9 protein-coding genes are annotated in these 14,583 nt (G+C 42.8%); 4 read left to right on the top strand and 5 right to left on the bottom strand.

What is annotated here, in order from left to right:
* Window positions 1-283 precede the first annotated feature (283 nt).
* Window positions 284-700, bottom strand: a complete 417-nt coding sequence (locus AN390_RS16610) for a MerC domain-containing protein (RefSeq protein WP_055255424.1) — start codon at window positions 698-700, stop codon at window positions 284-286.
* A 141-nt stretch (window positions 701-841) separates the two neighbouring features.
* Between AN390_RS16610 and AN390_RS16605 the strand changes: the two genes are divergently transcribed.
* From AN390_RS16605 to AN390_RS16595, 3 genes are all read left to right on the top strand, one after another.
* Window positions 842-3,247: a TonB-dependent receptor gene (locus AN390_RS16605; protein ID WP_055255423.1), complete on the top strand. Its 2,406-nt coding sequence runs from the start codon at window positions 842-844 to the stop codon at window positions 3,245-3,247.
* Between the two features lie 32 nt (window positions 3,248-3,279).
* Window positions 3,280-4,683: a hypothetical protein gene (locus AN390_RS16600; protein ID WP_055255422.1), complete on the top strand. Its 1,404-nt coding sequence runs from the start codon at window positions 3,280-3,282 to the stop codon at window positions 4,681-4,683.
* A gap of 155 nt (window positions 4,684-4,838) precedes the next feature.
* Window positions 4,839-8,060, top strand: a complete 3,222-nt coding sequence (locus AN390_RS16595; RefSeq protein WP_095206784.1) for a S41 family peptidase — start codon at window positions 4,839-4,841, stop codon at window positions 8,058-8,060.
* Between the two features lie 99 nt (window positions 8,061-8,159).
* Here the strand turns inward: AN390_RS16595 and AN390_RS16590 are convergent, their stop codons facing one another.
* The 4 genes from AN390_RS16590 to AN390_RS16575 all read right to left on the bottom strand — a co-directional run bounded on the left by AN390_RS16590 (window position 8,160) and on the right by AN390_RS16575 (window position 13,597).
* Window positions 8,160-9,461, bottom strand: coding sequence for a DEAD/DEAH box helicase (locus tag AN390_RS16590; RefSeq protein WP_055255420.1), 1,302 nt, complete (start codon window positions 9,459-9,461; stop codon window positions 8,160-8,162).
* Window positions 9,462-9,666: 205 nt separating this feature from the next.
* Window positions 9,667-10,854: an alpha/beta hydrolase-fold protein gene (locus AN390_RS16585; protein WP_055255419.1), complete on the bottom strand. Its 1,188-nt coding sequence runs from the start codon at window positions 10,852-10,854 to the stop codon at window positions 9,667-9,669.
* A 111-nt stretch (window positions 10,855-10,965) separates the two neighbouring features.
* On the bottom strand, window positions 10,966-12,786 hold the full coding sequence (glmS, locus tag AN390_RS16580) for a glutamine--fructose-6-phosphate transaminase (isomerizing) (RefSeq protein ID WP_055255418.1): 1,821 nt from the start codon (window positions 12,784-12,786) through the stop codon (window positions 10,966-10,968).
* A 46-nt stretch (window positions 12,787-12,832) separates the two neighbouring features.
* Window positions 12,833-13,597 (bottom strand): DeoR/GlpR family DNA-binding transcription regulator, encoded by a 765-nt coding sequence (locus AN390_RS16575; RefSeq protein ID WP_055255417.1) that lies wholly within the window; start codon window positions 13,595-13,597, stop codon window positions 12,833-12,835.
* A 154-nt stretch (window positions 13,598-13,751) separates the two neighbouring features.
* On the opposite strand from AN390_RS16575, the gene AN390_RS16570 reads away from it, so the two are divergent.
* Window positions 13,752-14,279, top strand: a complete 528-nt coding sequence (locus AN390_RS16570) for a sugar O-acetyltransferase (RefSeq protein ID WP_055255416.1) — start codon at window positions 13,752-13,754, stop codon at window positions 14,277-14,279.
* Window positions 14,280-14,583: the final 304 nt, after the last annotated feature.

Raw genomic sequence — 14,583 nt, 5'->3', positions numbered from 1 at the left:
TTGCCTACATGGATGTAGGTAAGGGGCGTGAGCAGGACGCGGAAGCTTTACTCGGTTTTTACTTAGCCCACTAGGTTGCAAACCTCGCGCCGCGATTTAATCGCCCCTAGATTGGACAAATTTCAATCCGCAAAGATCAGCACGCCCTAACCTAAGCCAAGCGTAATAAACCAATATTGGATGATTACTTTAACTCACTTTTAGCTTTAGGTTATTAAAAAATTTAAACTCTAGGGGATTAATTTAAAGTACTACACGTTAGTTGTTTGTAGCACTAACAACGCTAAGCTACCTGATCAGATTCAGCGCTTGAACATGGGCAGTTATCGTCATTTTGTTTAAGGCATTGTTGGTAATTAAACCAATGAGCCACAGCAATAAACGCCGACCCAATTAAAGTAAACGCTTTTTCGGCAACCTCATGCCCTAGCAATACCGCACATATCATAAAAGACAGCCCAATAACGCCGCAGGCCATGTAACGCTTACGCTTATGCTTTTTACAGCCTAGGCTCAATGCTAATAAACTGGTGGGTAATACCGCTGCAAGAATCCATAAATGAAATTGTTCACTATCTATTTGCAGTACAGCAAAGCTTGGCAATAACGCTAAAATAACCGGGGTTGCAAAACAATGTACGGTGCACATTAACGATAATCCAATCGCCATACGATCCATAACACTTTGACTCGACTTCATTATTTCCTCTACTAAATTAGTGCCTCTACTCAAAAGCGTTACTTTTAAAGAGACATTTTAGTAACAACAGTTAATTACTATTGATACATTATAACATTTCTCTCATAATTGATATAATATAACATCTAACAAGGTAGTCAAATGAAACGTAGATCACAATTAGCTGTGCTCATAGCAGCTTTATTACCTGCAAGTGTGCTTGCATCCACAATAGAGGGCGTTGTTTTAAACAACAAAGGTAAAGTAGTTACCAATGCAACAGTAGAAGTTGAAGGCTCAGACCTTAAAGTAACCACCGATGAAAACGGTAAATTTGTAATAACCGAGCTAAACAATGGCTTAAAAGAGCTTCATGTTGTGGCGCCAAGTTATGCCCACCTTCATCGCGATATAACAATAACAAACGATGAAAACCAGTCGGTTACGTTTAATTTAAAGCGCTCGCCTATTGAAGTTATTGATATTGAAGCGACCCCTATTCATATGTCGGCAATGGAATCTGCCTCACCTGTTAGTGTTTTATCTGGCGAACAACTAAGACGACAACAAGCTGCAACCCTTGGCGACAGCCTTGAAAAACTTCCAGGCGTTAATACTAACTTTCACGGGAAGGTAGCCAGTACACCAATTATTCGTGGTTTAAGCGGCCCGCGTGTACTTATTACTCAAAATGGCCTTGATGTCAGTGATGTGTCGCGCGTTGGCCCCGACCATTCTGTTGCATCAGAGGCGTCTACCGCACAACAAATTGAAGTATTACGCGGCCCAGCAACACTGTTTTATGGCAGTGGCGCCATTGGTGGCGTAGTAAATGTGGTAGATAGCCGCGTACCAACCGACAGCACAACACGCGGCGAGTGGAACGTAGAACATAACTCAGTAGATAACCAAAAAGTAGCCTCGTTTAATGCCACCACAGGCACAGACTCGGTGGCATTTTATGCCGATGCGTTTTGGCGTGAAGCCGATGACTACGAGGTACCTGTAGCTGCCGATATAGATAGCGACGGTGAAGAGCATAGTGGCGATTACACTGTTGAAAACAGTAATGAGGAGTCTGATGGTTTTACTGTTGGCGCTAGCTATTTAATGGATAACGGCTTTATTGGCTTAGCAGTAGAGCAATTTAATCGTCAATACGGTATTCCGGGCCATACGCACGGTGATGAAGAGGAAGAACACAGTGACGAAGAAGAAAGCGTATTTGCTGATTTAGAGCAAACTAAGGTGCAATTATTAGGTGAGTACAACCTAGATAATAAATGGCTAAACAAAGTAAACCTTCGCGTTGGCCACACCGACTACGAACACGCTGAAATTGAAGGTGGCGCTGTAGGCACCACATTTAAAAACGAAACAAACGAATTACGCATAGACCTACTACATAACCAATTTAGCGAGTGGAATGGCGGCATTAGCTTTCATTACAAACAAAGCGATGTTGAAGCACAAGGTGAAGAGGCCTTTACCCCTCCATCAGAAACCGAAAGCTTTGCTGTAGCGTTAATGGAAGAAAGGCACTTTGGTGATTTTTTAGTGCAGTTAGGTGGGCGTATTGAGCGTGTAACCATTGAAGCAGGCGACGTGTTACTGCCAAATATTGACGCTCATGCACACGATGAGGCGCAAGAAGCCGACGAGCATGATCACGACCACGAAGAAAGCGCAGAAACCACTCGTGTATTTGGCGTAGAGCACGAATTTACGCCAATCAGTTTATCTGCAGGCGTAGTGTGGGATTTTACACCTAACTATAATTTAGGACTTTCTGTATCGCGCTCTGAACGTGCGCCTTCTGCCTCTGAATTGTTATCGTTTGGGCCACACATTGGTACTGGCACTTACGAAGTAGGTGCACTATTTGATTTAGATGAAGACGGCCATTTAGGTTTATCTGATCAAACAATTGACCTAGAAACAGCCAATAATATCGATTTAACATTACGTAAAACCCAAGGTGATGTTGGCTTCATTTTAAATGCCTTTTATAACCAAGTAGATAATTACTATTACCAAATAGACACCGGTTTATTCGCCGAAAGTGGCCACGACCATGGCGATGAAGAAGGCGCCGACGAACACGACCATTCATCAGAACTGCCGGTTTATTTATTTAAAACAGACGACGTAATTTTACACGGGTTTGAAGCGCAAATTGCGTGGCAGTTAACCGATGAATTTAAAGTAGATTTATTCTCAGATTACGTTCGTGCACGCCTAAAAGACGGCGGCGATTTACCCCGTACTCCACCACTTCGTTTTGGTAGCGAGTTAAGCTATCAAACAGATAAACTCAGTGCGCATATTCACGTTACTCGCTATCAAAAGCAAGACCACACAGCCCCACAAGAAACAGCAACTGACGGCTACACATTGGTTGATGCAAGCATCTCTTACGACCTTTCAGTATTAAACCAAGATATGTCTGTGTACCTGCGAGGCACCAACTTAACAGATACAGAAGCACGCGTGCACAGCTCGTTTGTAAAAGATATAGCACCACGTCCAGGACGTAGCTTTGCGCTAGGCATTCGCGGTTATTTTTAAGCATTAAAAAATTATAATTAAAGGAAATAAACATGAAAAAACTATACAAATTAAAGCTTATTGCACTGGCTATTAGCACTACATTTATTACAGCCTGTGGCGATGCCCAGACCAATATTGTAGAAAAAGACCCTATTGTTGTAGAAGACGAGCACGATCATGACGATGATGATGATCACGACCATGATGATGGCTACACAATTGATTCATTGGGCAGATTAGCTGTGCTTGCAGGCGATAGCAACGAAGCCAGCTTTTATGACCTAGATGACAACGCTTTACTTGAAACATTTACCCTGACGAATGATTCAAACACGCTATCGTCATCACCTGATTTTCGTTATGCCGTTATTGCAAGCCGCGCACAAGATTACTTAGGCTTTATTGATGGTGGTTTATGGCGTGAAGACCATGGCGAGCATTTACACGACTACGAGCAAAGCCCAGCGGCTAGCAGTTATGAGCTAACAAGTGGCAGCCGACCTACTCACCTTGTAAAACACGATGGCCAATTAGCTGTTTTTTATGATGGTGATGCAGACTCAGGCACGGTTGCCTCTGTTGAAGTATTAACAGATAACGACATAACCAGCGCAACAGCAACGCTACCGGGTATTAACTACGATATTAATATGCACGGTGTAGCAGAGCCACGCGGTGAGCATTTATTATCAACACTTCGCCGTGATGACAGCGAAAGCACATCGGTTGCTAAAGTACTGCCAGACCAAGTAGGTGTTTATCATTTTCATGATGGTGAATATGAGCTAGAACAAACCTTAGACCTTACGTGCCCTGATTTACACGGTGCTGCACAAAACCACGACTACGTGGCATTTGGTTGTAGCGATGGTGTGTTATTAGCCCACCAGCACGATGATGAATACGAAGCTGAAAAAATAGCGAACATTGCAGCCGTTGGCGATTTACGCATTGGTAGTATTTATGGCCACGAAGATAGCAAGACCTTTATTGGCGTAGCATCTGGCCATGGTGGCGGCGAAGCCGTAATTGTAACTATTAACCCAGCAACAGCACAAATGGAAGAACTAGAATGGCAACTAGCCGATGGCGCAAGTGCTGTGTCGTATTCTTTTTCTGCCCATGGCGAGCACTTTTTAATATTAGACAGCTTAGGCTTTTTAAATGTATTTAGTGCACACGACCATGATGGCGAAATGCATTGGGAGCTTGAAGGCCAAGTTGATATTACCGAGCAAGATGTATCAACCATGCCAGAGGGCATGAGCTTTAGCATGACAGTGGCGCAAAATGGTCAGTTTGCTTATGTAGCCGACCCTATTGCTCAGCAGGTTGTGCAAGTACACCTTGAAGTCTTAGAAATTGAAAGTGAGGTTGAGCTTACTTTTGCTCCTAGTGCAATTACTTGGCTTGGTATTGCGCAAGAGGAAGAAGAAGACGATCACGACCACTAATTTCACTCTTTAAAAAGAGTACTCCCTTGAAGGTTGGCGTTTTAATGCCAACCTTTTTTTATTCACATTTTGTAACAGACCTTTTATCGCAAGTGCATCGCTATTTATAACCTTATTGTTATGATGTAACAGCTATTAATATAGGATGTAATCCCATGAAAAAATTAACAACATTGGCGCTTGCCTTGGCTGCGGTTATTGCACCGAGCGTATCGGCCTATGAAACTAAAGACACTCGCTTACTACGCTTTCCTGATATTCATAACCAAAACGTGACCTTTGTTTACAGCGGCGATATTTATATTGCTAATACACAAACCGGCGAAAGCAAACGTTTAACCGACCACGTTGGTTTTGAAACATTTCCTAAGTTTTCTCCTGATGGTAAGCGCATTGCGTTTTCGGCTGAGTATAACGGCAGCCGCCAAGTTTATGTAATTAACAGCGATGGCTCAGGCCTTAAGCAGCTTACATACTACAACGATGTTGGCCCAATGCCGCCGCGTGGTGGCTTTGATTACCGCGTTTTAGATTGGACCGCCGATGGTAAAAATGTGGTGTTTAGAGCAAACCGCACACCATGGGGCAAACGCATGGGTCGCCCTTATATGGTCCCTGCAGACGGTGGCCTTGAGCAGCCTTTAGCCATTCCAGAAACTGGCGGCGGTATGCTCTCCCCAGATGGTAGCAAGTATGTTTACACACCCATTGAGCGTGAGTTTCGTACCTGGAAACGCACCCGTGGCGGCCGCGCGCAAGACGTATGGATTTACGATTTAGAAAATAACACTTCAGAGCAACTTACTACTAACCGCGCAACCGACCAGCAACCTACCTGGGTTGGCGACAATATTTATTTTGTATCTGATCGTGATTACACACTAAACCTTTACCAATACCGCAAAGGCAGTGAGCCTAAAAAGCTCACTAATTATAAAAACTTTGACGTACTTTGGCCCTCAGCAGGCCCTAATGCGGTTGTGTTCGAAAACGGCGGTTACTTATATCGCTTTGACGCAAAAACACAAAAAAGCACTAAGCTGAGCATTAACATTGCCGGTGTGCGCCAATACGCTATGCCGTACAGCAAAAATGTAAGCGACTTTATTGATTCTATGTCGATTTCTCACGATGGCAAACGTGCTGTATTTACAGCCCGTGGCGAGCTATTTAGTGTACCTGTTAAACAAGGCCCTACGCGTAACTTATCGTACACAGATAAGAGCCGTGAAATAGACGCAAGTTGGTCGCCAAATGGGCGTTACATTGCTTACATGAGCGATGAAAGCGGCGAGTACGAAATTTACTTAAAAGATCGCAGTAAAAATAATGCCATTAAACAACTCACTAGTAATGGCACTATTTGGCGCTTTACGCCTATTTGGTCACCCGATAGCACTAAGCTGTTGTTTGCAGATAAAAACCACACACTGTGGTGGTTAGATGCAAAATCGGGCAAGCAACACAAAATTGATACCGGCATTTACGACGAAGACGGCATTACTCAGTATACGTGGTCGCCTAACAGCCAAGACATTGTGTATGTTAAAAATAACGAAAACCGTTATGCCTCACTGTGGCACTACAACCTTAAAAAAGAAAAGGTAACGCGCCTAACAGACGAAATGAGTAATGAGCAAAACCCAACCTTTTCGCCAGATGGCCAATACCTTTACTTTAGCTCTGAGCGCGACTTTAACCTTGCGTTTAGCAGTTACGAGTTTGACTACATGTTTAACCGCGCCACCCGTATTTATGCGGCTGCAGTAAACGACAGCGTTAAACCGCTTATTGCCTTACAAAGTGACGAAACCACAATTGTAAAAGACGATGACGACGAAAAAGAAGACGACAAAAAAGTTAAAAACGCACTGCAAAGCAGCAACTTTATGCAACGTGTTACCGCGCTTAATGCTCCTGCTGGCGATTACCGTGGCTTAACCGCAGTAAAAGACGGCGTGCTTACACTTGCTAATGGCGGATTACAACTTATAGGCACCGAACACGATAGCGAGCTAGAAACCGTGGCTAAAGGCGTTAGCCATTACACTATATCGAGCAACAGCGAACACCTGCTTGTACATACAAGTGGCGGTTATAGTGTAATCGAGCCGAAACCAAAGCAAGACTTAGACGCCAACAAGCTAGATTTAAGCAAAATGACGCTTAAAATTAACCCGCAAGCTGAGTGGCAACAAATGTACGTAGAAGGCTGGCGCACATTGCGTGACTGGTTCTACGACGAAAACCATCACGGACAAGATTGGGATGCTATTTTAGCTAAATACCAACCTATGGCTGATGCTATTAGCCACCGTAGCGACCTTGATTACGTACTTAGCGAAATTGCTGGCGAAATTAACTCAGGTCATATTTACGTGCAATCGGGCGATATGCCAAAAGCCGAGCGTAAAAAGCACGGTTTATTAGGCGCTAAGCTTGCAAGCGATCCATCGGGTTATGTAAAAATAGAGCAAATCTTTAAAGGTGAAAACTGGCATGACGATTTCCGCTCACCACTGGGTACTACAGGCGTAAAAGCACATAACGGCGATTACATAATTGCGGTAAACGGCCGCTCGGTTAAAGACGTTGCTAACTTTTACGAACTCCTTGAAAACACCCAAGGCGAGCAAGTAGAGCTGGTGCTAAACAGTAAACCGCATAGCAAAGGCGCGTGGCAAGTAACTGTAAAACCTGTAGCCAGTGAGCAAGGCCTACGTTATTTAGACTGGGTTAACTCGCGTGCAGCCTACGTTAATAAGCTATCAAACGGGCGTATTGGCTACGTACACTTGCCAAATACAGCGTATGAAGGTAACCGCGCCATGTTTAAAAATTACATGCCGCAAACAACCAAAGACGCCATGATTATTGATGACCGTTACAATGGCGGTGGCTATATTCCTGAGCACATGATCACCTGGCTTGCACGTAAACCACTTAACTATTGGAAACGCCGAGGCACCGAGCCGACTAAAACGCCACAGTTTGCGCACGACGGCCCTAAAGCGATGCTAATAAACGGCTATTCAAGCTCAGGCGGTGACGCAATTCCTTACTACTTCCGCCAAGCGGGTTTAGGTAAGCTAATTGGTACGCGTACTTGGGGTGGCTTAATTGGTATTTCTGGCAACCCTGCTCTTGTAGATGGCGGGCAAGTTATTGCGGCTACTTTCCGTATTTTAGATACTCAAGGTAACTGGATTATAGAAAACGAAGGCGTTGCTCCTGATATTAAAGTGGTTGACCGCCCAGAGCTTATTTATAAAGGCCAAGATCCATCGATAGAACGTGCTGTACAGGAGTTACTAAAGGAGCTTAAAGAAAACCCTAAGCAACCTTTAGTAGTGCCACCAGCACCTACTGATTTTTAATTTTCTGCATAGCTAAACAAGCTAATACCAAAAAAACCCTGCATAATTTGCAGGGTTTTTTTAATGACTTGGATTTAATGACTCATATAGTGTTAAAGCTTATTTTTTTCTCCAACCACTCCATACATCATCTATATCATCGGCTTTATTTTTTTTCTTTTTCTTACCTGTGCCTTCAGGCTTTGCCATTGGCTTTTCGTTTTTAAGTGCTTGTGCTGCATCAAGATTTGCTTGGTTTACCGCAAAACCCGTTACTTCCTCACGCTCTAAACGCAGTTTGTTTTTCTTTTCGATTATTTTAAAGTGATGAAAGTCTTCATAATCAATTAACGATAACGCTAGGCCAACTTCGCCGGCACGGCCGCTTCGGCCAATACGGTGCATATAATCAGCGGGGCTACGCGGTAAGTTAAAGTTAATAACAACAGGCAGTTTGGCAATATCTAAACCACGGGCTGCTATATCGGTGGCTATAAGTACTTCTATTTCGCCCGCTTTAAACTTTTCAATTACGCGAGTACGCTCACTTTGGCCTTTATCACCATGAAATACCTGTGCGTTAATACCACGCTTTTCAAGCTTACCTGCTAAGTGCTCACAGTCTTTTTTAGCGTTTACAAAAATAAGTGCTTGGCGCCATTTATGCGCTTTAATTAAATGCGCTAAAACCGTGGTTTTTTCGCCTTTATTAACCGTAAATACGCGCTGTACTAAGGTGCTTTCGTCTTTACTTTGAACTTGTATTTCTACTGGGTTGGTTAACAGCTCTTGCGTTAATTGTGTTACTTGCTCTGGGAAGGTTGCTGAAAACAACATAGTTTGTTTTTTAGCAGGCATAAGCGCTAATAACTCAGCAAGCTCTTCGGTAAAGCCAAGGCTTAACATGCGGTCGGCTTCATCAAGCACTAAGGTCGTTACTTTATCGAGCTTAATAGCATTGCTTGAGATTAAATCGAGCAAACGCCCTGGCGTTGCAACAATGATATCGGCGCCGCCGCGTAGAGCCTGCATTTGTGTATTAACCGACACACCACCAAATACCGCCACCGTTTTAATGGCGCCATTAAAGTTAGCAGAATACGATTTAACGCTATCGGCCACCTGCGTAGCAAGCTCGCGCGTAGGTACCAAAATAAGCCCAGTGACAAAATTACCTTTGCTCGCTGCTTTTTTAGCGCCTTGTTCAACAAACATTTTTTGTAGCATAGGCAAAGCAAACGTCGCTGTTTTACCTGAGCCAGTATTTGCCCCCGCAATTAAATCGCTACCAGCCAGTACACTTGGAATCGCCTTAGCTTGAATTGGCGTAGGTTGGTTATATTCCAAATCGGTTAAACGAGCTTGTAGCTCTGGAATAAGGCCAAGATCGTTAAAGGTGCTAGGGCTTGTTGCTGAGGTCATAAAATTGTGGGCTTATTGCTAAAAAAGTAGCCTGTAATTTTAGCGTATTTAGCTCTTATTAAGTAGGGATTAGTGATTTTAATGTGGTTTAAGTAATGGCTGCGAGCGTCGAGCTACAAGCTTCGAGGAAATTTGACTGTCACCGTGAGCACTCCAAACTTAAAGAGGCTTTCATAAAAAGCCAACAACTAAGTTAGCAATATTATTAGTTCTTGCTAAGTTCTGCTTGTAACCTAGCTTTTGTTTCTCTTAAATAATTTATATAAGGATATGAGTCATTTGTAATGGCTAAAGCAGACTCCATCTGTTCAAGCGCTTGGCGAGTATCGCCTTGCATTTCATAGCCATAAGATAAGGCTGAAAGCGCATCGACTGATTTTGGGTGGTTTTTTATATTGTACTTAAACACTTCAATAGCACGGGTAAATTGCTTGCTGCCCGTTAAATTATAACCGAGTGATCTAACAGCGCGATCCGGTGGCGCAATCTGCTCGCCCCATTGCTGAGATAATGTTTGATAATAAGCATCAATAGATTCTATATCATCGCTTAAAGCACTGATTGGCATTTGCTTAGGTAAAAATAAGTTGTAATAGGCATTAAATATGCCTGCAGCAGAGGTTAAGCCATGCGAGATACCATTGAACGCATCACTAAAAAAGCGTAACCCTTGCACTTTATGCGATTGCAGTGATTGCTGTAATTCATCGTACCTTTCACGCATTATACCGGCTTCTTCACCAATATTTATATAGACATAGTTATTCAGATCTTTTGATTTATTGATAAACGCCTTAGTTGCTTTTACCGGTGCGCCATAGTTCCACCAAACGGCTGGGCTATACGCAATATGCGCTTGGAAAAGATCTTGGTTAGCTTGCATTGTATAAAGTGCAAACACGCCTGCCGCAGAGGCCCCAGCAATTACATTAAAGTTGTGCGCACGATAACTTTTATTAATTAAGGGCATAAGTTCTTGCTCAATAAATACTAAAAACTTTGCTGCACCACCGCCTTCACCTACCGGGCCTTGTGGCTCTTTATTAACTGTGGGGTATAAATCTCTTAAGCGATTGGTGTTTTCAATAGCGACAATAATAACTTCAGGCGCACGATTATCATTTTGTAATCGCTCCATCACTGCACTTATAAGCGGTATGTTACCCGCGCCATCAAGGCGATAAATGACCGGATAAACTTTGTTTGGATTAGCTTGATAACTCTTTGGAAGCTGGACTACAACGGTACGTTGCTCATTTAAAACTGCTGAATTAATAGTATGTGTTTGTTGCGTATAGCTAATGGTTTGCTGTTTTAAATCAGGCTCTGCAAGTGTGCTACTAGAATAAAATATAAATAAACTACATATAAAAACAGCGGTTAATAAACGCATTACTAATCCTTTAGAAATAGTGTGTTATTTAATCTAACAGGCTTTGAGGTACAAAAAAAGGCGCATTAAGCGCCTTTTTATCTTTAACAGGTAATTACCAACCTTTTGATTTTACTCAACAGTAACCGATTTAGCTAAGTTACGTGGTTGGTCAACGTCAGTGCCTTTAATTACCGCTACGTAGTACGACAGTAACTGTAATGGCAGCGTGTAAACAATTGGCGCAATAATGTCGTCAGTGTGGTTTACGTTGATTACACGCATTGTGTCGTCTGACTCAAAGTGTGAATCTTTATCTGCGAATACGTAAATAATGCCGCCACGTGCACGTACTTCTTCTACGTTTGATTTAAGCTTTTCTAATAGCTCATTGTTTGGTGCTACAACAATAATTGGCATGTCGGCATCAATAAGTGCAAGTGGGCCATGTTTTAGCTCGCCCGCAGCGTAGGCTTCTGCGTGAATGTACGAAATTTCTTTAAGTTTAAGCGCACCTTCCATTGCAATTGGGTATTGTGAGCCACGACCTAAAAACAGTGAGTGATGCTTGTCGGCAAACTCTTCTGCAAGGTCTGCAATGCTATCAGCGAGTAGCAATGTTTCTTCAAGCTTAGTAGGGAGTACTTTTATAGCATCTACAATGGTACTTTGATCAAGGCCTTTCTCTTGAGCTATAGACGCAGTAAGCATTAACAAACCAACTAATTGCGTTGTAAATGCTTTAGTAGAAGCTACACCAATTTCAGCGCCGGCTTTAGTCATAAAGGCTAGGTCTGATTCGCGTACAAGCGATGAACCAGGTACGTTACAAATGGTCATTGAGGCCATGTAACCTTGCTCTTTAGCTAGGCGTAACGCAGCTAGCGTATCGGCTGTTTCACCCGATTGAGAAATAGTCACAAGTAGGCTGTTTTCATGAACAAACGACTGACGGTATCTAAACTCAGAGGCAATCTCAACATTACAGCTAACACCCGCAAACTGCTCAAGCCAGTAACGTGCAACCATACCTGAATGGTATGACGTACCACAGGCAATAATTTGTACGTGTTTTACATCTTTAAATATTTGCTGAGCGCTGTCGCCAAAGGCATCAATTGCTACACGGTCGTCGTTTAAACGTCCTTCAAGGGTATTGCGTACCGCAAGTGGTTGCTCGTAGATTTCTTTTAGCATGTAGTGGCGGTAATCGCCTTTGCCTGATGCATCTTGTGTGATGTTTGATTCAACAACTTCACGTTCTACAGCGTCGCCATTTTCATCAAAAATTTCAACAGTGTCGCGTGTAATACGGGCTACGTCGCCTTCTTCTAAAAAGATAAAGCTACGAGTAACGGGTAATAGTGCTAACTGATCAGAGGCAATAAAGTTTTCCCCAAGGCCTAAACCTATAACAAGTGGGCTACCTGAGCGCGCTACGATGATTTCGTTGTCGTTTGCTTTATCAAATACAACGGTACCAAACGCACCTTCAAATTGCTTAACCGCTGCTTGAACAGATGCAAGTAACGTAGTGTGTTGCTTACGAAGCTTATGAATTAAGTGCACCATTACTTCGGTATCGGTTTCAGATAGGAACTCGTAGCCTTCTTCTTTAAGTGATGCGCGTAAGCTTGCATGGTTTTCAATAATACCGTTATGCACAAGTGCTAGCTGGTTGTTTGATACATGCGGGTGAGCGTTTTCTTCAGTAACGCTACCGTGTGTTGCCCAGCGAGTGTGTGCAATACCTGTATGGCCGCTAACGCCTGCTTTCTCAAGTGCAGCTTCTACGTTAACTACTTTACCTACTGCTTTTACAGTATTTAGCGTAGAGCCTTCTAAAAGTGCTACACCGGCAGAGTCGTAGCCACGGTATTCAAGACGTTTAAGGCCTTCAACTAAAATTTTGTTTACTGGACGTTCTGCAACCGCCCCAACTATTCCACACATAGTGTCTCCATTAATTTTTTAATTCTAGTAACTCGCTTTGTAGTTACTAATCAATAATCTCTGCACAAATTAGTTTTACACCACACTCCTCTATCGCTTTGCGTTTATCATCTGCTAAGCCAGTATCGGTTATTAAAGTGGTTACTATTTTCCACGGTAATTCTAAATTTGGTATTTTTCGGCCTATCTTATCTGATTCAACCATAACTATTACTTCACGGGCGGCCTTTGCCATTACTTGGCTTAAGCCAACTAACTCATTAAAGGTAGTTGTGCCACGTTTTACATCTATGCCGTCTGCACCAATAAATAGCTGATCAAAGTCATAAGAGCATAATACGTTTTCGGCAACTTGCCCCTGAAAGGACTCAGAATGCGGATCCCACGTACCGCCGGTCATTAAAAGTGTTGGCTCGTTTTCAAGTGATAGTAAACGGCTCGCTACTTTAATGGCGTTGGTCATTACAACTAACCCGCGCTTATTTGCAAGCTCTGGGATCATAGCGGCCGTAGTACGCCCGCTATCAATAATAATGCGGTTATGATCTTTTATAAGTGCAGCTGCAGCCTTAGCTATTGCTACCTTGCGCTTAGAGTCTATTTCGTCACTTACAATTTCTTTAGGCAGTGCAATAGCACCACCGTAACGGCGCAATAACAGGCCACTTTTTTCAAGCGCGGTTAAATCTTTACGAATGGTTACTTCAGATGTTTGAAACTGCTCAGCGAGCTTTTCAACAGCCACTTCACCTAGCTCATTTACCTGAGTAAGTATTAAATGACGGCGTTGCTGGGTGTTTCGTTTGGTCATAAAGCTCGTAGATTAAGTTTCGTTTCGAAAGAAGTGCAATTCTAAACGAAACAAGTTAAATGGCAAGTGAACGAGTAAAAATAAAGCAGCTTTCAACAAGTAATAATAAAGGTAAAATAGTCACAGCATCTCTTAACTAAACAAAGAAACTTTAATGCAGCCATTTAATAGCTTAAACAAAGAGCTTTTAGCCCTACGTAAACAAACAGGCGAAATATGCCGACTCTTTAATAAAAGCCCGAGTAAAGGTAATTTAAAACGCATTAAAGAGCTATTCGCTCAATGCGGTGAAGGCGTAATTATAGAATCAGGTTTTCATTGCGATTATGGTAATCAAATAGCTATTGGTGATCGTAGCTTCATAAACATTAACTGTACGGTATTAGATGCCCCAATTAGTGAAGGAGCTATCAGCATTGGTGATGACTGCTTAATTGGCCCCAATGTTCAGCTATTGACTGTATCCCATGCTGTTAACCCTACACAGCGACTGAATAAAGAAAACTTTGCTGCTCCTATTACAATAGGCAACAACGTGTGGATTGGCGCAGGTGCAATTATTTTAGCGGGCGTATGCATTGGGGATAACAGTGTTATTGGTGCGGGATCTGTAGTTACTAAAAATGTAGAGGCGGATACTGTTGTTGCTGGTAATCCAGCTCGTGAGATAAGAACACAATAACTATAATCGATGTTTTTTTTGCGTCGGGTATCGCTACGCTCGCCCGACCTACATTCTAGAAGTAGATGAGTGTACATTAATTGTCCGCATTTTACTTTTCTACGGACGTAAAAAAGCCCGGCTCTTTCGAGTCGGGCTTTCTTTTATTTGGAGCCTGGCAATGTCGTAGTGCCCATAGCGATAGAGAGTCACATAGCAAATGCTACACTATCGTTGGCCGGGCTCGCCTTCGAGCTGTTTTACTTCTCTGGTGAGTTAGCCATGGGTCTGGCTATTTATTAAATCCCAGACAGCAAAAAACCCG

The organism is Pseudoalteromonas sp. P1-11 (genome assembly GCF_001399995.1).
GTDB lineage: Bacteria > Pseudomonadota > Gammaproteobacteria > Enterobacterales > Alteromonadaceae > Pseudoalteromonas > Pseudoalteromonas atlantica.
Note: the sequence above shows the minus strand (reverse complement) of the source record. Positions and strands in the feature narration are given on the sequence as shown.